The following is a 21,893-nucleotide window of genomic DNA, read 5'->3' on the forward strand; positions in this document are numbered from 1 at the left end:
AATTATGCGGCGTTTTTGTTGGAGTATTCGAAAAGGCTGGAGGGGGAAGGCACCGGATCAAAGTGGGCGTCGATAAGCCAGCAGAAGGTCGGCGTAGGCTCATCGGTGAGCTGGTGCACGGTGCTGCTTTTAGTGGACCCAAGTATGGCCCGGACCCAGCCTTCTGCAATGCGGTTGGATACCTTGTATCCCATTGGGTTGGTGATCCGCACCGTGATCAAATACGCCGGTTGGCGGTTTTCACCGAATTCTCGGACGATTTTGCGGGCAGCGGGTCCTGCACGGTGGCGGGACAATGTCAGCACGAGGGGATCTTCACCTGGTGGGGGAGGCAATTGGATGCTGGGAGGACGCCACGTGGGGATTGATCTGGCTAGTGAACGCGGATGGCGCATCATGGAGGCAATATCTGTGAGTGCAGTGGGGAAGACACTGGTGAAGTGGGCTGCGTAACGGTGCGCGGGGAAAATGGAAGACATTAGGCGGCTGCGGTGTTTGATCATAATAAGCAGTGTAGAACATCTGAGCGACATTGTTCGACTATATGTTCTAAAAAATGGTGTTAATCCTGGTCAGCTAGATATAAAAAGGGTACAGGGCTAGCCTGGGTGTGAAATGTTAAATAAAAAAACAGAATCAGAGGCTAAACCAAAGATCCCGGAAGAAATCTGGGTTTTGGTTGTTGCCGCATTTATTATTGCGCTGGGTTATGGCCTGATCGCGCCGATTTTGCCACAGTTTGTGGTGGGTTTTGATGTAAGTTTTGCAGCTGCCAGCGCAGTGGTGTCCATTTTTGCGGGAGCCAGATTAGTTTTTGCGCCGATGTCGGGAAGTTTGATCGATAAGATCGGCTCGCGGCGGGTGTATTTAACTGGGTTGATTACCGTGGCGATCACCACGGGCTTGGTTGCGTTAGCGCAGGAATACTGGCAAATTTTGCTGCTGCGTGGCATCGCGGGCATTGGTTCGACGATGTTCACGGTCTCTGCGATGGGGCTGATTGTGAAGATGGCTCCAGCCGAGATCCGTGGCAGGTGCTCCTCTGTATATGCCAGCTCATTTTTGTTTGGCAATATTATCGGCCCAGTAGTGGGTGCTGCATTATCGGGACTTGGGATGCGGTGGCCTTTCGCCATTTATGGAGCATCAGTGGGTTTGGCAGCTTTCGTGGTGTGGTGGCGGATGCCAAAGATTAATGATTCGCTGCGCAACTCGGGTAGCAATAGTATCCCTCCGTTGAGATTTGCAGAGGCCATCAAGGATTCTGCATATAGATCAGCTCTCATTGGTGCTTTTGCCAATGGTTGGACAAACTTTGGTGTGCGTGTGGCAACATTGCCACTTTTTGCTGCTGCGGTATTTAGCAATGGTGGTGCAGCAGCAGGTTTCGCCATGGCGGCTTTTGCTGCAGGAAATGCTTTGTGTCTGCAGTTTTCCGGTGATTTATCAGATCGAGTTGGGCGCAAACCGATGATCATTGCGGGTTTGATTGTCAATGCAATTTTCACCTCCTTGATTGGTTTCGGGCAAGAACTGTGGATTCTTATTGTCGTATCGGCCCTGGCTGGTGCAGGAGCTGGATTATTAAACCCAAGCCAGCAAGCAGTGTTGGCTGATGTGATTGATTCGCGTCCGGGTGGAAAGGTGCTTGCTAATTTCCAAATGGCGCAGGATTTCGGTGCGATTGTGGGTCCGATTATTGTCGGTATGATCGCTCAGCAGATGGGCTTCCACTATGGATTTATGCTGTGTGGTGTCATCAGTTTATTGGCTGCCGCTGCGTGGCTGTTTGGCCGCGAAACACTTCCAACTGCAAAGGTTGAACAAGTTTAAATGGTGACAATTGCAGAAAATAGGGCGTGGAAAGCTCTAGGTGCGTTGAGCGTAGGGCTGTTTTTAACTCTTCTGGACCAATCTTTGGTGGCGGTGGCGCTGCCGAAGATTCGAGAAGATCTGGGCGCAAGCCTTAACCAAGCGGTGTGGGTGTCTGCGATTTATCTGCTTACTTTTGCAGTTCCTTTGCTAATCACCGGACGCCTTGGGGATCGTTATGGGCAAAGAAATATCTACCTCGTCGGTATGGCTGTATTTACTTTTGCAGCTTTGGCTTGTGTGTTTGCCCCAAGTATTGAATGGCTCATTGCAGCTCGTGCTGTTCAAGGCGTGGGCGGAGCACTGCTCAATCCTCAGCCGCTGAGTATTATTCACCGGATTTTTGCCCATAATAGAAGGGGAGTGGCAACCGGAGTGTGGAGTGCGGTTGCCTCGTCCGCAGGACTGTTTGGGCCTGTGGTGGGTGGCGTTCTTGTCGGGTGGATTAGCTGGCGAGCAGTTTTTGTGGTCTATGTTCCACTTGGCTTAATTTCACTTTTCATGGTCGCGCGTTATGTGCCCAAACTCCCCACTGGAACTGTCAAAATTGATTGGCTTTCTGGTTTTGTGTCCCTGGTTGCAGTGCTGGGAATCGTGCTGGCACTGCAACAAGGGCCAGAACTTGGCTGGAGTAGCTTGATTTGGGTATCACTTGGCGCAGGAATCGCTGCAGCGGTGCTCTTTATTTGGATGCAAACTAAATCTCGCGCTCCGTTGATGCCTCTGAGATTGTTTCACACACGCAATTTCTCCATTGGTGCTTTTTCTATTTTCAGCCTCGGCTTCACGGTGTATTCCGTTAATTTACCGATTATGCTTTATCTGCAATCAGGCCAGGGGCTCTCTTCGTAGCTTGCCGGGCTGATGCTGGTGCCAATGGGCATTATTTCTGTGGTGATGTCACCGATTATTGGTCGCTTGGTGGATAAGCTGGCACCTGGCATGATCTCCAAGATCGGATTTTCTTCGCTGATCTTCTCGATGCTGTTGATGGCTATCTTTATGCTTGCCAACGTGTCGCCGTGGTGGCTGCTGCTTCCCATTATTTTATTTGGCGTAGCTAATGCCATGAGTTTTGCACCGAACTCTGCGATCGCTTTGCGTGATGTGCCGCAAGATTTGGTGGGTTCTGCTTCTGGTTTCTACAACACATCGAGGCAGGTGGGTGCGGTGCTGGGCGCCGCTACTTTAGGTGCGGTTATGCAAATGGGTGTGGGCACGGTGTCCTTTGGAGTTGCCATGGGTTTGGCAATCCTGGTGACACTCGTGCCCCTGACCTTCGGTTTTATTGCGGTGACAAGGTTTAGATAGACGCTGCCAGGTGCGCGCGGGCCTGGTGGGCAGCACTCACAAGCACCTTTAGTGCTGCTTCAACTTCTGGCCAGCCACGGGTTTTCAGACCACAGTCTGGGTTTACCCACAGCTGACGAGGCGACACTGAGCGCAACGCTGCATCCAACAATCCGGACACTTCTTGTGCTGAAGGAACGCGAGGGGAGTGGATATCCCACACACCCGGTCCAACGCCCAACTCAAATCCAGAGGACTTTAGTGCGGACAGGACATTCATATCTGAGCGCGCAGCCTCGATGGTGGTGACGTCGGCATCCAGCGCAATCACCGATGAGATCACCTCATTGAACTCGGAATAGCACATGTGGGTGTGGATTTGAACGTCGTCGGGCGCGCCGGCAGTCGCTAGGCGGAAGGCATCCACGGACCACTGCAGATAAGCATGCTTATCGACGTCTCGTAGCGGCAACAATTCACGAATCGCAGGCTCATCTACCTGGATGATCTGCGCGCCAGCGTCGATGAGATCCGAGATTTCATCGCGAAGCGCCAATGCAACTTGGTCAGCGGTGGTAGCCAGTGGCTGATCATCACGAACGAAGGACCATGCGAGGATGGTGACTGGTCCGGTGAGCATGCCCTTAACGTGCTTCTGGGTCAGGCTCTGTGCGTACTGGAACCACTTGACAGTCATTGGTGCTGGACGGGAAACGTTTCCAAAGAGCACTGGTGGACGGACACAGCGGGAACCATAGCTTTGTACCCAACCATTGGCTGTGGATAAGAAACCATCCAGCAGCTCTGAGAAGTACTGCACCATGTCATTGCGCTCTGGTTCACCGTGCACCAACACATCAAGACCAAGCTCTTCCTGTTTGGTGATGACAAGATCGATCTCTTCACGCATTGCAGCCTCGTACTGCTCCAGCGTGATAGATCCCTTGCGAAGCTGAGCACGTGCAGCACGAATCGATGGAGTTTGAGGGAATGAACCAATCGTGGTGGTGGGCAGGGCTGGAAGCTCCAGTGCCTTCTCCTGCAGCGCAACACGAGTGTCGAAGGATCCGCGACTACGGCCAGGGAGTTCCTGCGTGGTGGGTTTGGTTCGTGGGGAGGTGCGCCTGGAAGCAATCGCTATGGACGCCGCATCGAACGCAGCCGCGTCGATATCGCCGGCGAGGGCGTCGGCAAGCAGCTTGACCTCGGTGATTTTCTCCGAGCCGAAGGCGAGCCACTCACGGACCTCGGGATCGATATTTTCAGCGTCAAGAGAATAAGGAACGTGTAGCAGTGAACAAGAAGTAGACACTGCAATTGGGCCACGAGCCGCCAGGCGCTTTAAGGATGCAAGAGCAGCGCAGAGATCGGTGCGCCAAATGTTACGACCATCAACGATGCCCGCAACTAGTAGCTCCTCACCCTTCCACGCAGCCAGTTCAGTGACACCATGGGTGACCAAATCAACGCCAATCGCGCCAAGACCAATTCCAGCCAGTGTGTGCACAGCCTGATCGCCTGAACCGAAATACGTATTGACAAATACACCCCCACGCGCTGCTAATGTGCCATAACCAGCGCGAACCTGAGCCAACACCTCCGGAGCGACATCCGCGACCAAAGCAGGCTCATCGAGCTGCACCCACTCAGCATCAATCGACTTGAGGAGGCGCTCATACACCGCAAACAGCGTTGGCAAATGATCCAAGGGATCAGAACCATCAACCGTGCGGGCAAGAGACAGGAACGTTAACGGTCCAACCAACACCGGACGCGCATTTATGCCACGAACCTGCTGGCAGTGCAGATCCTGCAACAACGAAGATGCATTCAACACGAAACGAGTATCCGCAGACAACTCCGGAACAAGATAATGATAATTAGTATCAAACCACTTGGTCATTGCCTGCGCGGGGAGTTTCTCTGTACCGCGAGCCGCCGCGAAATAACGATCAATCCACAGTGGAAGACCATCGTTTTCATGATCAGCGATCTCATCAAAACGTGCAGGCAGCACACCCAAAACAGCTGCCGTATCCAGCATTGCATCATAATAAGAACGACCTGCAAACGGAACAGAATCCAATCCCGACACAGAATCCGATGCAGTATTAACCAATTGGCGGGCAGTCTGCGCCAATGCGCGACCTTCAATTGATCCGTCCCAATAGCCTTCGAGCGCGAATTTCAGTTCACGCTTCGCTCCAATACGAGGAAGACCAGCGACAGTGGAAGAAAAATTAGAAGTCATGTGAAAAGACTTTCTGCTTGAGCCGAACGTGCGGATCCCGGCTAGGACGCACGGCAATCTTCTGACGATGTTTAAGGTTCGTGAAATCGCCGGGTATGCAGAAAGCTGCCCCGGGGTTTCCTCGCCTTTGTGTTATCGAGGTCGTCCCACCTAACGCGCGCTATTTCTGTGAAAGATTTCGCGGGCGTTCCTCATCATCCGGGGCTCCAGGGAGAGGATTAAAAGTGAACCGATTGCATTTTCAACCAAACCCTAGACTGCTTGGTCTGTCAAGAGATTTTGGGAGATTAAATTCATAGTGCTGCTTTGGCCGGATTCCGACCGTGTGGATGATGGTTGGCTCTTAAAGGTGGCCAAACTCATAGTCAAGTCACAATGGGTATCGAAGTCGCAGTTTACCCCCGTAACTGCGGTATAAATCTAATTCACCTGGTCTTTTGCAATGTGCAAGGTGGTGACGTGAAATTACACCCACCAAGGCTTGGGTGGTGGGTCACAGTTGAAAAAATGCCGTTGAGGATTACGGCAAAATTGAATTGAAAGTACCTAAAGAACATGTCACCCTAGGAAGCGTGATAATCATTGCTAGCGTTGTTTTCCTCCTCGTTGGCGCATTGTTGGCGAATGTTGCCGCTGCGCTCTTCAGTGGCAGCGAACCATTCGGACGCATTACTTACCTCATTGGCCTTCCCGAAGAAGACGATTTTGTAGCGTATTCACTTCGCTTCATTTCCTTCTTCCCACTCATGCTTTCCTCCGCCATGGCAGCATCTTTCTTTGGTGTATGGGCAGTGCTGCTCATCCCATTCGGATACTTCCCATCCATGATGATGGTGCGTAAGCATAATAAGCAGGTGCAGAACGCGTGGGATTCCATCTCTGTCGCTGACTTCTACGAAGATTCTTCCCGTCTGGTTTAATTTTCCAGAGTTTATTTTTCTGGATGTAATTTGCCGCTTTTCACCCGTATTTTTTGGGGTGGGGAGCGGTTTTTTGTTGCCCTTTTTGGTTCGGGGATGGGAATTTGCTAGTGGGATCCGAAAAATAGGGGGTTGGGCTCCCCTTGTGGCGGTTTGGGCTTGGGGCAAGCGGGGGATCAGACTAGGTGACCAAAACTTGGGTGAGAAGCGCTGTCTTTGGTCACCTGGTCTGATTTAAAAAATTCACACCAGACCAGGTGACCGAAATAGTGGAAAATGATCTCTGCTTGGTCGCTCTGTCTGGTTGGGGTTAAGGGGATGGAAAAGTTAACCCACCGCTTTGAAAAAGACCCTGCCTAGAATCGATTTTAAAGGCCTATTTAAGCCTTATTGATGGGGGAGCTGCCTATTTGAAAAACTAGGCCTCTTAAATTGCCTTGTAGAGCTTTTCTGAAATCTTCTCAATCTGCCACATATCAGTGGTTGACCCCATGCAATCAATAAAGAGTAAAAACTTATTTAGTTTCATGCTAAAAGTATCAAACCCAAGCATTCACCTGCGCTTTTAATGACAAACCCCACACTGTTTAACTCAATTAAATAGGTAATAAATATAAAAAACTAGCCAGTCCTGAATTAATCTGTTAAAGTTCTACCTGGACTTCCGGGAAAATTAACCGGAGTTTTTCAAAATTTTTGAGTAGTCCGAGTACGCCATCATCCAGGTGGCGCCCCGAGTTGGATTTGTAGTGAATCCTTAATCGAGTGAGGCCCTGATCTATTCGGATAGAGGATATCGCGTGGTTTTGGCACGTGATTTTTAAGTACGTGGTCTGTGGCTTGCAAAGCATTACGGCTCAACGTGATGTGAAGCGATTTTGCCCTGCCATGCTGGTGTTTATGGCTGCCGCCTTTTGCGGATGAATGGGTATTGGAGGCATTCTCATGGAGTTGGTTATGAAGAAGAAGCGCGTTGCGATTATTGGTGCAGGCCCAAGTGGAATTGCCCAGTTGAGAGCTTTCGAATCTGCGGAGAAGCAGGGACACGAGATTCCTGAGTTGGTGTGCTTTGAAAAGCAGGATAATTGGGGAGGTCAGTGGAACTATTCTTGGCGTACTGGAACAGATTCCTATGGTGAGCCGGTGCATTCAAGTATGTACCGAAACCTGTGGTCAAATGGGCCAAAGGAAGTTCTAGAGTTTGCTGAGTACAGTTTCGATGAGCACTTCGGAAAGCCTATTTCTTCCTACCCTCCACGTGAAGTGCTGTGGGATTACATCGCAGGTCGTGCAAAGAAGTCGAATATAGAAAAGTACATCAAGTTTGCCCATGTGGTGCGTTGGGTTAATTATGACGAAGAGACTCAGCTCTTTACTGTAACCGTAGAAAATCTCCGCACAGGAGAAACCAGCAGCGAAACTTATGACAACGTGATTGTTGGCGCTGGACACTTTAGTTTCCCAAATGTCCCAGATTTCAAGGGTGTGGAGACTTTCCCAGGTCAGATCATGCATGCTCATGAGTTCCGTGGTGCTGAGATGGTAGCGGGTAAGGATATTTTGCTGATTGGCGCGAGCTATTCTGCAGAAGATATTGGTACTCAGGCTTATAAGATGGGTGCTCGTTCGGTTACGTTCTCTTATCGTTCAAATCCAATGGGTTATGAGTGGCCTGAGGAGATGACTGAACTTCCTTTGGTTGAGCGTTTCGATGGCTCTGACGTGCACTTTGTGAATGGGGAGAAGCGCACGGTAGATATTGTCGTGTTCTGCACGGGCTACCTCCACCATTATCCGTTTATGCCTTCTGAGCTGTCTTTGAGCTCACCGAATAACTTGTACCCGGATACTTTGTACCGTGGTGTGGTTTCAGAAGCGAATAATCAGTTGTTCTGGTTGGGATCTCAGGATCAGTGGTTGACCTTTAATATGTTCGATGCTCAGGCTTGGTATGTGCGTGACATTATTTTAGGGCGCATCGCACTTCCGTCAGTGGTTGAGCAGCGCAAGCATATGGATCAGTGGCTGTCACGTTTTGAAGGTGTGAAGTCGGAAAATGATCAGATCGATTTCCAATGTGACTATGTTGAGGATCTGATCGAGCAAACTGATTATCCTTCATTCGATTTGAAGGAAGTCGCCACCATCTTGAAGGGCTGGGTGAAGTCTAAGGAGGAAGATATCCTCAACTACCGTGATTACACCTACACCTCAGTGATGACGGGAACTACCTCCGTTGAGCACCACACTCCGTGGATGATTGAGCTTGACGATTCCCTGGAGCGTTACCTCAGTGAGCCTGAGGAAGATGAGGCACGTGAAGTTTATCGAGGCAAGCAAGTGCGCGATAAGGCATAAATTAGCCATTGCGTCACATAGCGATGTGCTGCCAGAATTAGCACATGACAATCATCGCGAGCGTTGTGTTCCTTGTTATCGGAACAATTCTCGCAGCCATCGCTACCGCTCGGTGGAGTGTGCTTGAGCCGTATGGGCTCATTCCGCATTTCATTGGGCAAGACATTGATTTTGAGCGCGAGGGCCAGTTTGCAGTCTATTTTCTCCGGGCTGCAGGCTTTTTCGTCCTTTTCATTGCCGCCTCTTTTGCCCAACCTTTCTTTGGTTTGTGGGCATTGTTGCTCCTTGTTGTCGGTGGTTTTCCGTCGAGCATGATGGTGCGTCAGCATAATCAGCGAGTGCGCATCATGTGGAGGCCCAGAGAAATTTAAAGCGACTAGGATTGAGTTCATGCCACAAATTCCTGCCCAAAATTTTGATGATGTTGCTTTGATCATTGAGGGCGGTGGTACTCGAAATTCTTATACTGCAGCGTTGATTGATCAGCTGATCGCGCACAATATTCATTTCGGTTGGGTCGGGGGAGTCTCCGCTGGAGCTTCGCACACTGTTAATTATCTTTCTGCGGACCGCTTCCGCACGACATCATGCTTTGTGGACTTTGCTGCCGATCGCCGTTATTCAGGAATCCCGCATCTGATCAGGGGCAGGGGTTATTTCAATGCGGTAGATCTTTATGAGACCTCCACGCGGGCTGATCAGGAATTCCCTTTTGATTTCGCTAGTTTTTCAGCGAACCCCACGCCATTTCTACTCTCTGCGGTGCGTGCCGATACTGGTGAAACGAAGTATTGGGGCAGGGAAGATACTCCTGATTTAAGTTCTTTGATGAAGCGGGTGCGGGCATCCTCTACGATGCCTGGTTTCATGCCCATTACCTATATTGATGGGCATCCTTATGTCGATGGCGCAGTCGGGGAGACCGGTGGGCTGATCCTGCAGCCGGCGATTGATGCGGGCTTCACCCGCTTTATGGTCATCGCCTCCCGCCCGCGCGATTATTGGCGCAAAGAGATTACGCGCCCGGGTTTTATCAAAGCTGCTTTACGACGCTTCCCTGCAGTCGCCGACCTCACCATCGCGCGTCCTACACTGTATAACTCCGTCAAACAGCAGATCCTTGACCTAGAGAAACAGGGCAGTGCCTATGTGTTTTTCGCGGATAATATGAACATCCAGAACACGGAAACCAATCTGAAGAAACTCCGCGCTTCTTTTGATGCTGGTATGCAACAAACTCAGAAGGACTGGCCGGGGATTATGGAGTTTCTCAAGCAGAGCAAATAACCAGACGGCCATTTAAGAGGTCAGATTTTTCTGATGTGTATTTGTCTGAACGCGGGGCTTTGAGTCGCTTAGAGACGATTCTGAGAGGCTACTTTTTCAGCCGCTGACTTTAAATTTTACAGTATCTCTTGGTAGACCAGACCAGGCGACCAAGCGCATCTCTTTTTGCTGACCATTTGGTTAAATACGAGGTTAACTCAGTTCAATGACCAGACCAGGCGACCAAGAACCTCCAAAATATCGGTGTCTTTGGTCGCCTGGTCAAGTTTCGAGAGACTGCCCGAGCCAGATCGAAAATTACCTCACATGTCTCACGATCACCACAGTTCGCTGTGTGCGTTTACCTGGTAGTTCATCCGAGGCAAGTAGAGACAAAATCTCGGAAGAACCTGCCGAGTCGAGATGTTCCGTGGGTTCGTCGAGAAACAGAATCGGTGCGTCGCTGAGTAACACGCGGGCTAGAAGAAGTCGGCGGCGTTGGCCTCCCGAGAGACTACCTGCACCTGAATCAAGCACGGTTCCTAAGCCTTCGGGTAATTCTGCGACCCACTTAGCCAACCCAACTTCCCGGAGAATTAACATCATTTCCGCATCTGTTGCATCCGGTGCGCCGAGTGCGAGATTATCCCGCACGGTGGTGGCAAAGATGTGGGCGTCTTCTGGGCTAAATAGCACGGCTTTTTTCAGTAGGGAAGGATCGACACCATCAATGAGAACCTGTCCTCCACGAGGCTCCACAAGCCCTGCAAGTGTGAGCAACAGGGTAGTTTTACCAGTTCCAGACGGCGCGCTGATTTCATGTCGAGCCCCAAACGGTAGCTCTAGATTGCTTAGACCAAGGTCACTGTCCCACCCATAAACTAAGTTGTCTGCACGCAATACCGGCTGCTCAGAAACTTCAATTAGTTCATCAGGAGAAGCCTCTGGCAGAGCAGAAATTTCCGCAAGCCTTTTGGCCGCCCCAGCAGCACGAGTGTGTGCAATTGCAGCATCAGGAAGAACGCTTACTGACTCAAATGCTGCTAGTGAAAGCAGCACCAACACACCAAACCACTGTGGTGAATGACCACCATCGGCATACAAAGACGCAGCTACGATGAGCACACCGATGACAGTAAAACCATGAATCCATAATGAGCTCGCTGCACCACTTGCAGTATCTTTCGCACCAGTTTCCAAAGCAGAGGAATAGGAACGTGCAGCCTCATTGGCCTGGGATAGCGCACCTGGCATATCACCTCGTACACGTAGTGCAGCTTGATCAGAGAGCACCAGATCCAAGACGCTCATGTAGGTTTCGCTTGATTCCGCGCGCCGGGCTTCGGCAACTTTGACCCCTCGGGCGGCAAGTAGGGGAGGGATAATGGCTGCTGCGATCAAACCGACTGCCAGTACAAGTGCCGTTTTAGGGCTAAGAATTGCGGTGAAGATGATTGCGAAGAGGCCGGTGAATAGCGCGACTCCGGCGGGGATGATGGCTCGTACGATGACATCGGAAACGGAATCAATATCGGCACCAAGCCGACTTAACAGCTCTCCGCGGCGCATTGATAAGACAGATGTGGGAGATGATGCTAAGCGTTGATATGCAGTTGAGCGCGCTCGGCTGGCAGCTTTAAGCGCTAGATCATGCGAGACAATTCTTTCCATATATCGGAACACTGCACGGCTAATGCCTAAAGCACGCACTGCAGTTACTGCTACGGTCAGATCCATCACGGGTGGCATTTCCCAAGCTTTGGTGATCAGCCACGCAGATACCACAGTAAGAGTGATGGAGGCGATCATGGTGACGCTACCTGCAACAACGGCAGGAATTAGTTCCCGGATGCGAAGTTGTACCAGGGTGTTCATTTAACCTCCACCACTTCATCAGCAGCCGCGCGTAGCAGGGGATCATGCGATACTGCGAGTACTGTGGTGCCCAGGCGGGCTTCTGCCTGCAATTGCTCAATCATAATCTGGGCGTTGTCAGGATCCAGGTGCGCAGTGGGTTCATCAAGCAGTAACAGCTGTGCCCTGCCAAGCTCACGTTTCAACGCAAGCCGTTGTCGCTGGCCAAGCGAAAGGGCAGCAAAATCAGTGACACTTTCGGCATCAAGTACCGGGCGCTGTGGCAAATATGCGCAATACTCCCACAACGAGCTGCCTTGAAAGTGCTGGCCGGAAGCATCGCGAATGGAAATCTCACCCGAGATTCCTTCCGTGGCCAATCCCAATACTGCAAGCAATGCAGTAGATTTACCGCTACCATTTGGTCCCCATAGCACAGTCAACTGCCCAGGTTGGGCGGTGAACGATAACTCAGCAGGCCGCGGGCCATCGCGTCCATCAGCACGAAGCTTTTCGACGTTCACCTCCAGCCCGCCTGCAACGCTGCGGGGTGAGAGGGAGGGCGCGTCGATAAGCGGAGAAGCACTGAGTAATTTTAAAACCTCATCAGTGGCAACCAGCCCGTCTTGGGCGTCGTGGAAGCGGGTGCCGACGTCGCGGATCGGTGCGTAGACCTCCGGGATAATGATCAGAACGGTCAGACCGATGGCGAGGGTGAGATCGCCTGCGAGCAGCCGAAATCCGATGCTGACCGCGACCAATGCGACTGATAGCGTGGCTAAAAATTCCAACACGAAGCTGGAGAGAAATGCGATTTTCAGCACGCTTAATGTCGAACTGGCGTGTTGGGAAGACAATCGCGTGACTTGGGCAGCCATATCTTGGTGTCGTCTGAACGCGCGCAAGGTGGGTAGACCTGCAATGAGATCAAGCAGCTGAGCACCCAAAATCGCGAGATCGCTCAGGCGTTGTTCCGTGCGCCCGGCAGTAAGCGTGCCGACAAGCCACATGAACACCGGAATCAGCGGCAGCGTGATAATCGCGATGACCATGGATCCCACATCAAGCCAACCAACTACCGCGAGCATCACAGGAGTGGCAATGATCGTAGAAGCCAGCGCCGGTAAAAATCCAGTGAGATACGGCCCCAAACCATCAAGACCTGAGGTGAGACGAGTGCGCCAGAGTGCTTGATCGATAGTTCGCGGATCGCTATGTGCCAGGTGACGTAGCGTTTTCTCTCTTAAATCAATAATCACCTGGCTTGATGCACGCTCTGCGAATCGAGCCTGCGCCCATGCCAGAAGTCCGCGCACACCCACCGTGACAGCCAACGCGATGAGCTCAGCGCGAGGTAAAGAACTTCCTGGAACCTCAATAATTCCCGCAGCCATGTGGCCAATGAGCAAGCCCATTGCCACTGTTGCGAGAGTTTTTAGCGCGGTGAGAAATCCGGCGAGCAGTACCCACTGGCGAGTAGCAGGGGAAAGGCGCAATAATCGCGGATCAATGGGACCGGTGCGTTTGATAGTCATAATTGTGCAGCGTTGTTAGAAGCTGTGGCAAGCGGTTCTGCGTGCAGCCTCTTGCGAAACACCCAGTAAGTCCAGCCTTGATACAGAACAACCAGCGGTGCAATGACTGCGGCACTCCAAGTCAAAATGTTTAAGGCATAAGGACTTGCTGCTGCATTCCATATATCGAGGCTTGTGCCATCTGCCAATGTTGTGGGCATGACATTGGGAAATAGCGAACTAAACAGCAGTGCAACTACACCGATAACAGCAAGGGACGTGGATAAGAAACTCAGTCCATCGCGGTTTTTGAGCAGCGCAAAAGCTCCGCCAAGAACTGCAGCGATGATAAGCGCTGCAAGGACCCAGGACCAGGATCGACCGTAGGAGAACGCTGCCCACAGCACGAAAGGACCTCCGGTGAGGGCAGCAAGAAGTGTGACGACTGGAGCTACTTTCGCAGCATCCTTACGCACCCGACCAGCAGTTTTCAACCGGATAAATGCTAAACCGTGGAGAGCGAACAGTGCAGTGAAGGCCAGCGCGCCAAGAATAGCAAAGCCGTTGAATAATCCTGGTAGGGCAGCAGCTGCATCAATGGTGTGATCCGCTTTAATGGGCAGACCCCGCAGGATATTGGCAAAAATGAATCCCCACACCAGCGGTGGAGTCCACGATCCAATAGCGATTGCCTTATCGGACCATGTCAGCCACCGCGGATCATCAACTTTCTTGCGCCATTCAAGGCCAACCACCCGGATGATAAGCGCCACTAGAACGAAGAACAGCGGCAAGTACATTCCAGAGAACATGGTGGCGTACCACTCAGGGAACGCCGCAAAAAGTGCGCCACCAGCAACAATCAGCCACACCTCATTGCCATCCCACACAGGGCCAATGGTGCGGACAATCGTATTTTTAGCTGCCACATCCTTTCCAATAATCGGTGCGAGGATACCCACTCCGAAATCAAAGCCTTCAAGAAGAAAATAGCCGGCGAACAAAAACGCGATGACAAGAAACCAAAAGGTATTAAGATCCATGGCTATTCCTTCTCAGCGGTCGTTGTCGCAGTGAACTGCAGGGGTTTCATGGGCATATCCGATCCAATCGGTGTCGATGGTCCAGTCTTTGCCTCCGCTGATGGAGCGCCTTCTTCTGGAGGTCCGAGCAAAACTGCACGACGAATCAGCCACACCCACACCACAAACAGCACCAAATAAAGAATCGTGAAACCAACAAGCGTCAGCAACACTTGCCATGGCGCATGTTCAGAAACTCCCATATCAACAGTCATCCGGATCATCTCTGTTCGGGAATCACCTGCAGATTCAGGATTTGGATGCACCACCCACGGCTGACGACCCATCTCAGTGAAGATCCAACCAGCGGAATTAGCCAAGAATGGGAACGGAATTGCCACGAGGCTACCGATTTGGAACAGACGAGCAATTTTTCCAGTGGGGGTGCGCTTTTTACGCAGCAAGAACCACGAAATCGCAGCGATGGCCAAAGATCCAAGCATCAGGCCAATCATGGCGCGGAATGACCAATAGGTAACAAACAAGTTAGGGGAGTAATTACCTGGACCATATGCCTGCTCTGCGGCAGCTTGCAGTTGATTAACTCCCTGCAAAGTCACCCCGGAGAATTTTCCTTCAGCCAAAAACGGAAGCACAAACGGCACATCAATCAGGTGAGTTACCGCATCACAGTTGTTGTGTGTACCGATGGTCAGAATTGAGAAATTCGGATCGGTGGTCGTTTCACACAGCGACTCGGCCGAAGCCATCTTCATCGGTTGCTGCTGAAACATTAACTTTGCCTGGATATCGCCAGTGATAAACAAGCCGATTGATGCAACAACAGTAGTCCACCAACCGACCCACAGTGCAGGCCTGTGCATTGAATGCCGTGGCTCGATCTCGGTGCCAGCTTTCTTTGCCTGACGGTGCGCACGAATAAGCCACCAGCCGGAGATACCAAGAACAAACGTGCCAGCTGTTAAAAAACCACCGGCAACTGCATGAGGAAAAGCAGCCAGCGCGGTGGAATTAGTCAGCAAAGCCCAGAAATCAGTGAGCTCCGCACGTCCCGTCTCCGGGTTGTACTCAGCACCCACGGGATGCTGCATAAATGAGTTGGCCACGATGATGAAATAGGCAGAAATATTCGTCGCAATAGCCACGATCCAGATAGACGCTGTGTGCAACCATCCAGGGATTTTCCCCCATCCAAAAATCCACAGCCCAAGGAACACAGACTCTAAGAAGAACGCGATAAGCCCTTCCAAAGCCAGCGGTCCACCGAAAACATCACCAATGAAACGTGAATATTCCGACCAGTTCATACCAAACTGGAATTCCTGGACAATGCCTGTGGCCACACCAACCGCAAAGTTGATGAGCAACACAGTGCCAAAAAATCTAGTGGCCCGATACCAGTGCTCTTTGCCGGTAACTTGCCAAAAAGTCTGCATAATTGCGACCAAAGGAGCTAAACCAATGGTCAGTGGGACAAAAATGAAGTGATAGACGGTGGTAATTCCGAATTGCCACCGTGCGATGTCGACGACATCCACGCAAAACACTTCCTCTTCCATAGCCGGTTAACAGGAACAGCATTATTGGAATGGATTAATGATCATATTTAACTATCCAAATCTTAAAACCAATAAGTGCTTCTTAAGGTTTGTCGCAGTAGCTATGTCCAAAGTTCCCGCTCACAGGGGAACTTTATAAAGATCAACCCCCGTTTTAGGTCGATCTTTTCCTGTGAGGAGGGGGTTTTAAAAGGCACAAAGCGCCAAAAGCAATTGCTTTTCGACGCTTGGTTGCGGTGGTTATTTCTTTGCAGAGAGGTCTGTACTCAGGTACTCAAACAGACTTTGTTCGACAGGAGTGTCGAATTGCAAGTCCATGGTGACAACAGGCTGCTCAACGCCTTTGTTTCCAGGCATTGATGACTGCGTGCTGTTTTCAGAGTGCGCTTGACCAAGATAAAAGAAGTCAAGGCCTTCAGCATCGTCTTTTTTCACAAAAACATGAAGGTCAACAGCATTCTCAGCGATAGGCTTGATTTCGTTCGATGTGATCTTTCGATTGCCACGGGAATACCAATGAAGCGTATTCGGATCGACTAGTTCATCCTGGTAGCGAGTACTTTCGGAAACATCATCAGCCTTATGATAAGTCACAAAGATGGGGCAAGTGGAGGTGAAACTATCCACTTTATATCCATAAATAGTGCTCTCGTTGTTTCGTTCCCAATTGAGAATCCGGCAGACATCTCGTCTGGAATAGCGCTCACCGACAACGAGGTTTCCTTGCCAGAATCCACTATGCCTGGCGATAAACAATCCAGCATCAATGATGTCTTGGACATGAGACCTAAAATTCTGTGCCGCATCATGTCGGTTGGATGCTGCTGGACTTAGGTCGAGAGCATTACGGAAGGCAGGAGTAAATGAGTAAACGCCATCTTGTATAGAGAGAATCGGATGCTCGCCAAACTTCTTCCTGTTTGGCGCTGTATAGAATTCTTGACTCAAGATTCTTTCAACCGAATTGATTGTTTGCTCGTCTGAACTCGTTGCTTGAGCTTCTAAAAGTATACGGAACTCATTAGCTGAAGTCTCAGGCTTTTTCAGCAGCTCTTTAATCAACAAAAGCTCGTGAGGGCGCTTGCCATTGAGCAGCTCGCCGGAAAGGAAATCAAGAAATTGCTTTTCTGATTCAGTAGGAGACTTTTTGACAAATTTCAATGATTTAAGCAGCGACCAATAGTTACCAGAATATGTGGCAAGGATAAACGGATCAACAGTATTGAATCGAGCAAAATCCAAGAGCGCTGGTATCTGATTCAGACGGTCTTGGAGTTGAACAATATCTTGCTTGAACTGTGCTCTCGAATCCAATTTCGCGGCTTTCAGAGCCGCGAAAATTCTCTCCTGAGCAATGGGGTCGAAGTTCACACTAGAAACCCCAGAGATCGTTCCATCAATGTCGTTCTCGATCAGGCGGCGTCTGATGCTGTTCTTATTGCGAGAATTATCGCCAAATAAGGCAATGGGAATGAGATAGTTGTTCGCATAATTTCCAATGAAATCGATAACACGAAGGTGGTCTTTGCCAGCTGCTTTGCGCAGACCTCGGCCGAGCTGCTGAGTAAACACAATGCTTGATTGTGTACTGCGGATCATCACGATCTGATTGACCGAAGGAATATCAATTCCTTCATTAAAGATATCGACCGTCAAAATATAGTCCAGCTCGCCGGACTCCAACTCAGCAACAACCTCTTCACGGTGGGGAATCGAGTCTTTTGCCGAAAGCGCTTTGGTTTTCAGGAGCTTCCCATTGAAGAACGATTTATTGAGCAGCCTTGATAATTCTTCTGCTTCTTCAGTTTTAGAGCAGAAAATAAGGCCACGAACATTTTCTGGGTGCCCATAAGTTTTAAGAGCCTCCAATATGTGATGGACTCTTTCTTTACTCACCAATGAACTCAATTGGGAGGCATCGGTGATGGTTGTTTTAGAATCAAGCGTGAAATCTGTGACACCGTAATAATGAAATGGCACAAGCATGTTGGATTCTAAAGCTGCTTGCAGTCGGATTTCATAGGGAACGTTAAAATCGAATAACTCATAAATATTGAATCCATCAGTACGCTCTGGGGTAGCAGTCAAGCCCAGCAAGAACTTCGGCTGAAGATGATCAAGCAAGGTGAGATAAGATTCCGCGCCAGCTCGATGGACTTCATCCACAATGACTAAATCAAAGTCAGTAGGGGAGATCTGAGAAAGCGTAGCTTCCTTAGTCAGTGTTTGGATTGTGCCGAACACAAACGGCTTATCCAGTTCCTTGGTCGATCCAGACATCTTTCCGAAGTCTTCCACCGGGCGTTCTAAAACTTTGATGAACTCGGATCTCGCCTTATCTAGAATTTGTTCGCGGTGCACGACGAATAAGACTCGTTCTGGCTTAAGCATCCTGGTAGCCAGCGCCGCCAGAATAGTCTTTCCTGTTCCCGTGGCGGAAATAATAACGCCACGTTTTTCACCCTTCTCCGTTAATGAGAGCAAAGCCGCGAGGGCTTCTTCCTGCATAGCATTTGGAATGATTCGCCCAGCATCACTTTGATCTTCCAACGGAATATTCTGAGACACCAAACGTTCAGGAACTCGTCTAGTTGCCTCGTACTCTGTGATCCACTCAGCAGTTAGTGGAATAGACCGCTCAAGCTGGCAATTAATTGCATCATTAAGTTGAAAAGCAATATCGCCATTTGGGCTGGCAGAGAACTTTAAGTTCCATTCACGATTAACCAACAGCGCATTATCTGTGAGGTTCGAACTACCCACCACCGCGGTGATCCCAACATCGTGCTGGAAAACGTAACCCTTGGAGTGGAATCCTTCGCCTTGATGGATGAGGACTTCTACACCTTCCAAGGTGAGAAGCTCACGAAACATCGTTGGATCGTTGAAATCAAGGTAGCGGGACGTAATAATTCGTCCTTTACCTTTAAAATCCAACAATGCTTGCTTTAGCAAAGCTATGCCTTTGCTGGAGATGAAAGCGACTGAAAAAGTAAATGAACTTGCGGTGCGAAGCTCCAACTTGATCGCTTGCAACATCGTGTGCTGATCCTCATTGGAGATCAACATAGGATTTAGCAGTTGCTGAGAAGCAGTCGCCTTATTAAGGAACCCAAAGTGAGTATCACGACCAAGCTTGGAATCGAACGGGCTCATTAAGCAAGCTGCTCAACAAGAAGTCTCACTGCAGGAATATCAGCAGGAGCCCACTCCAATGATTCCAATTCATGCGGTGCCACCCAGCGAATTTCGGCATGCTCTGTGAGCTGTGGTTCCATGTCATTTAATGTGCAGAAATAGGTGGAAAGCACGACGATTCCGAAGTCGTATTCATGCTCTGTAGTGGTGAGATGTTCGCCAACAGTAGCGTCGCAAAGCAATTCTTCTTGGAGCTCTCTTGCAAGGGATGCTTCTGGAGTTTCACCTTGCTCAATTTTTCCTCCCGGAAACTCCCAGTATCCAGGAAGTGACATCTCTGGACCACGTTGTGCTGCAAGGATTAAGTTTTCCTTGACTAAGACGGCGCCGGTTACATTGATGCGTTTCTTCACGATTCTCCTCAGAAGTACTGGTCAGAAACTTAATGCTAACAGCAAAGCGTTAGCGCAAAGAGTTAGACCTAACGGGTAGGAGAAAGCCTAAGTGTTTCTTGGTGTCTGTAAGTTATAAATCATACTTTTTGAATTATGAGGGATGGGGACTAAAGAATGTCACTTAGGAAGAGCGTAAGTGTAATTGGAATCGTGGTTGCAATTAGTTTAATTGTTTACATTATTTGGGGGTTCTTAGGTTCAAATAATGATGTCTCAAATGAGTCTCAAAATATATCGATGAGGGATGCATCCGGCGATATGGGTTCAGATAGTGAGGAGGCTGTTTCTAGTGCAGATGGTGCACAGGTTGAAATTGTTGATTCAGGGTTTGGTCAGGACTCGAATTCAGCAAGGGCAGTTGTTATTGCTAAATCTTCTGGTGGAAGCCTTACCGGAGAGTTTGTTACAGCGACGGTGAATTTCCTCGATGAAAGTGGTGCTATTTTAGCGACTGAAGAGCGAGTAGAAGGGCTCGATTGGGAAGGCCAAGAATTGGCATTGCCAGTGTTTCATTACAAGGAAGATCCAAATAGCCCAGAAATTGCAAGTATTGAGGCTTTTCTCTCAGTAAGTGATTTCGGCTTAAGTCAGTCAGATAAAACGGTATTGCCAGTCTTGGAAACTACCGAAATTTCTAATCCATATATTGACAGTTATACCGCGTCATTTGGATTCAAAAATGATTCTGCAGAAGACTTTAAAAACTTGAGAGTTAGCGTTGCGTGTTACAACGAGCACGCTGACATTATTGGTGGTGGTGACGTATACCCAACGCTAGTTCCTGCTGGTGGGAGTATTCGAATGGATGTTATCGTGACTGTCTCCGAAATGCCTGCTTCTTGTAAGGCTTATGTGGGCCATTAGTAGAAACCTAAAAGGCGGTACCACTTCCAAAACTGGAAGTGGTACCGCCTTTATTAGTGGGAGTTTAGATTAGTCACGCCGTGGATCTAGTTCTTCATAATTGATCGGCGCGATAGCCTTTGGTCGACCAGTGGCGTAGTACAGGATCGTCATGATGACGAGGAATCCAATGCCGACGGCTAGTGGGAGATGGTAGTTGTCGTACCAGACCATGATTCCGAAGGTGAAGGCGATGAAGAGGATCGCGAAGTACTGTCCGAAGGGATAGAAGGGAACAGGGAACTTCAGTGATTTGGTCTCTTCAGCAGACATCTTTCGTCGGGAGCTGACCTGTGCGAGCAGGATCATCAGCCAGACGTAGACAGTGGCGAAGGTCGCAAGGGATGCAACGATCTCGAAGACGCGCTCTGGAAGGAGTGCGTTGAGGATAATGCCGAAGGCCAGCACGACAAGCATGATGGCGGTGGTCATTACTGGTACACCGTTTTTGGCGACCTTGCCCATTGCTTGAGGTGCAAGGTTTTCCTTGGCTAGGCCAGTGAGGACTCGGCCGGCACCGAAGAGGTCAGCGTTGATAGCAGACAGTGCTGCGGTGATGACCACAGCGTTAAGAAGGCCAGCAGCCCAGTTGACTCCGAGGGTGTCGAAGATCTGGACAAATGGAGACTCTTCGCCAGTGATGGATGGCCATGGGTTGAGTGCCAAGATCACGAGGATGGCACCAACATAGAAGAGCAAGATGCGAAGCGGGACAGTATTAACTGCCTTCGGAATCGATTTTTCTGGATCTTCAGCTTCAGAACCTGCAACACCGATGATCTCAGTGCCACCGAAGGCAAAGAGAACGAGGATGAACGCTGCGATCATGCCCTCAACACCGTTGGGGAAGAACCCGCCGTGCTCCCACAGGTTGGAGACACCCGCAACCTCAGGGCCTGAGCCAAGTCCGAATGCGAGGATTGCTGCGCCACCGACGATCATGGCAATAACAGCAGTCACCTTAATAATGGTGAAAACGAATTCAAGTTCACCAAACCAACGCACGGAAGCGAGGTTGGCGCCGCCGACAATTAAGAGTGTGGCAACAACCCACGTCCATTGTGGAGTGTCTGGGAACCAGAAACTCATATAAATGCCAATGGCAGTGAGGTCGGCAAGACAGACGATGAGCATCTCAAAGGCGAACATCCAGCCCGTGATGTAGCCAGCCCAGCCGCCAAGGTGGGCGCGGGTATAAACAGCGAAGGAGCCGCGGACGGGATGATGGACTGCCATCTCTCCGAGTGCGCGCAGCATGAAATACACCACGGCTCCGCCGAGAATGTAGACCAAGAGTACAGATGGACCAGCTGCTTGGATCGCGCCAGCAGAGCCATAGAAGAGGCCGGTGCCAATTGCAGAACCCAGTGCGATGAAGTGAATGTGTCGCGCCCGCAATCCTTTAAAAGATCGGGTTGGGGCAGGGGAGGCATTCATCGAGATGCTGACCTCGTTTCGGGTGATTAATGG

General features: G+C 50.2%; 15 protein-coding genes and 1 pseudogene. 7 read left to right on the forward strand and 9 right to left on the reverse strand.

Annotated elements, in window-relative coordinates:
• Positions 1-2: 2 nt before the first annotated feature.
• On the reverse strand, positions 3-503 hold the full coding sequence (locus ccrud_RS05490) for a hypothetical protein (RefSeq protein WP_066569595.1): 501 nt from the start codon (positions 501-503) through the stop codon (positions 3-5).
• A 112-nt stretch (positions 504-615) separates the two neighbouring features.
• Between ccrud_RS05490 and ccrud_RS05495 the strand changes: the two genes are divergently transcribed.
• Positions 616-1,833 (forward strand): MFS transporter, encoded by a 1,218-nt coding sequence (locus ccrud_RS05495; RefSeq protein WP_066565216.1) that lies wholly within the window; start codon positions 616-618, stop codon positions 1,831-1,833.
• Positions 1,834-3,183 (forward strand): annotated as a pseudogene (locus tag ccrud_RS05500) (DHA2 family efflux MFS transporter permease subunit).
• Here ccrud_RS05500 and metE read toward each other — a convergent pair.
• Positions 3,176-5,413 (reverse strand): 5-methyltetrahydropteroyltriglutamate--homocysteine S-methyltransferase, encoded by a 2,238-nt coding sequence (metE, locus tag ccrud_RS05505; protein WP_066565217.1) that lies wholly within the window; start codon positions 5,411-5,413, stop codon positions 3,176-3,178. The pseudogene ccrud_RS05500 and the gene metE sit on opposite strands and share 8 nt — an antisense overlap.
• A 572-nt stretch (positions 5,414-5,985) precedes the next feature.
• On the opposite strand from metE, the gene ccrud_RS05510 reads away from it, so the two are divergent.
• The 4 genes from ccrud_RS05510 (at position 5,986) to ccrud_RS05525 (ending at position 9,978) form a co-directional block, all read left to right on the forward strand.
• Positions 5,986-6,333: a hypothetical protein gene (locus ccrud_RS05510; RefSeq protein WP_066565218.1), complete on the forward strand. Its 348-nt coding sequence runs from the start codon at positions 5,986-5,988 to the stop codon at positions 6,331-6,333.
• Between the two features lie 945 nt (positions 6,334-7,278).
• Entirely contained in the window at positions 7,279-8,691 is a 1,413-nt protein-coding gene (locus tag ccrud_RS05515; RefSeq protein ID WP_066569610.1) for an NAD(P)-binding domain-containing protein, read from the forward strand.
• Positions 8,692-8,735: 44 nt separating this feature from the next.
• The gene (locus ccrud_RS05520; RefSeq protein ID WP_066565219.1) at positions 8,736-9,062 is read left to right on the forward strand and encodes a hypothetical protein; all 327 of its coding nucleotides are present in this window, start codon (positions 8,736-8,738) and stop codon (positions 9,060-9,062) included.
• Positions 9,063-9,081: 19 nt separating this feature from the next.
• Complete coding sequence (locus ccrud_RS05525) at positions 9,082-9,978, forward strand: patatin-like phospholipase family protein (RefSeq protein ID WP_066565220.1); 897 nt, start codon at positions 9,082-9,084, stop codon at positions 9,976-9,978.
• Between the two features lie 297 nt (positions 9,979-10,275).
• Here the strand turns inward: ccrud_RS05525 and cydC are convergent, their stop codons facing one another.
• From cydC to ccrud_RS05555, 6 genes are all read right to left on the reverse strand, one after another.
• Positions 10,276-11,832 carry a thiol reductant ABC exporter subunit CydC gene (cydC, locus tag ccrud_RS05530; protein WP_066565221.1) on the reverse strand — a complete coding sequence of 519 codons (1,557 nt, stop codon included), beginning with the start codon at positions 11,830-11,832 and terminating at the stop codon, positions 10,276-10,278.
• Positions 11,829-13,346 (reverse strand): ABC transporter ATP-binding protein/permease, encoded by a 1,518-nt coding sequence (locus ccrud_RS05535; protein ID WP_211271322.1) that lies wholly within the window; start codon positions 13,344-13,346, stop codon positions 11,829-11,831. Before ccrud_RS05535 ends, cydC begins: the two co-directional genes overlap by 4 nt.
• Complete coding sequence (cydB, locus tag ccrud_RS05540) at positions 13,343-14,368, reverse strand: cytochrome d ubiquinol oxidase subunit II (RefSeq protein WP_066565222.1); 1,026 nt, start codon at positions 14,366-14,368, stop codon at positions 13,343-13,345. The genes ccrud_RS05535 and cydB overlap by 4 nt, the downstream gene beginning before the upstream one ends.
• Before the next feature lie 2 nt (positions 14,369-14,370).
• Entirely contained in the window at positions 14,371-15,906 is a 1,536-nt protein-coding gene (locus ccrud_RS05545; protein WP_066565223.1) for a cytochrome ubiquinol oxidase subunit I, read from the reverse strand.
• Between the two features lie 261 nt (positions 15,907-16,167).
• Positions 16,168-19,083 (reverse strand): DEAD/DEAH box helicase, encoded by a 2,916-nt coding sequence (locus ccrud_RS05550; RefSeq protein ID WP_066565224.1) that lies wholly within the window; start codon positions 19,081-19,083, stop codon positions 16,168-16,170.
• Complete coding sequence (locus ccrud_RS05555; protein WP_066565225.1) at positions 19,083-19,478, reverse strand: (deoxy)nucleoside triphosphate pyrophosphohydrolase; 396 nt, start codon at positions 19,476-19,478, stop codon at positions 19,083-19,085. The genes ccrud_RS05550 and ccrud_RS05555 overlap by 1 nt, the downstream gene beginning before the upstream one ends.
• 192 nt (positions 19,479-19,670) lie before the next feature.
• On the opposite strand from ccrud_RS05555, the gene ccrud_RS05560 reads away from it, so the two are divergent.
• A complete protein-coding gene (locus tag ccrud_RS05560) occupies positions 19,671-20,384 on the forward strand; it encodes a hypothetical protein (protein ID WP_245670383.1) in 714 nt (237 codons plus the stop codon).
• A 69-nt stretch (positions 20,385-20,453) separates the two neighbouring features.
• Here the strand turns inward: ccrud_RS05560 and ccrud_RS05565 are convergent, their stop codons facing one another.
• Positions 20,454-21,860, reverse strand: a complete 1,407-nt coding sequence (locus ccrud_RS05565) for an amino acid permease (protein WP_066565227.1) — start codon at positions 21,858-21,860, stop codon at positions 20,454-20,456.
• Positions 21,861-21,893: the final 33 nt, after the last annotated feature.

The organism is Corynebacterium crudilactis (genome assembly GCF_001643015.1).
In the GTDB taxonomy this organism is placed as follows: domain Bacteria; phylum Actinomycetota; class Actinomycetes; order Mycobacteriales; family Mycobacteriaceae; genus Corynebacterium; species Corynebacterium crudilactis.

Excerpts from the sequence above, each read along its gene's own strand:
- ccrud_RS05490 (WP_066569595.1), bottom strand. The coding sequence starts at position 503 with ATGATCAAACACCGCAGCCGCCTAATGTCTTCCATTTTCCCCGCGCAC.
- ccrud_RS05495 (WP_066565216.1), top strand. The coding sequence starts at position 616 with ATGTTAAATAAAAAAACAGAATCAGAGGCTAAACCAAAGATCCCGGAA.
- metE (WP_066565217.1), bottom strand. The coding sequence starts at position 5,413 with ATGACTTCTAATTTTTCTTCCACTGTCGCTGGTCTTCCTCGTATTGGA.
- ccrud_RS05515 (WP_066569610.1), top strand. The coding sequence starts at position 7,279 with ATGGAGTTGGTTATGAAGAAGAAGCGCGTTGCGATTATTGGTGCAGGC.
- ccrud_RS05520 (WP_066565219.1), top strand. The coding sequence starts at position 8,736 with ATGACAATCATCGCGAGCGTTGTGTTCCTTGTTATCGGAACAATTCTC.
- ccrud_RS05525 (WP_066565220.1), top strand. The coding sequence starts at position 9,082 with ATGCCACAAATTCCTGCCCAAAATTTTGATGATGTTGCTTTGATCATT.
- cydC (WP_066565221.1), bottom strand. The coding sequence starts at position 11,832 with ATGAACACCCTGGTACAACTTCGCATCCGGGAACTAATTCCTGCCGTT.
- ccrud_RS05535 (WP_211271322.1), bottom strand. The coding sequence starts at position 13,346 with ATGACTATCAAACGCACCGGTCCCATTGATCCGCGATTATTGCGCCTT.
- cydB (WP_066565222.1), bottom strand. The coding sequence starts at position 14,368 with ATGGATCTTAATACCTTTTGGTTTCTTGTCATCGCGTTTTTGTTCGCC.
- ccrud_RS05550 (WP_066565224.1), bottom strand. The coding sequence starts at position 19,083 with ATGAGCCCGTTCGATTCCAAGCTTGGTCGTGATACTCACTTTGGGTTC.
- ccrud_RS05565 (WP_066565227.1), bottom strand. The coding sequence starts at position 21,860 with ATGAATGCCTCCCCTGCCCCAACCCGATCTTTTAAAGGATTGCGGGCG.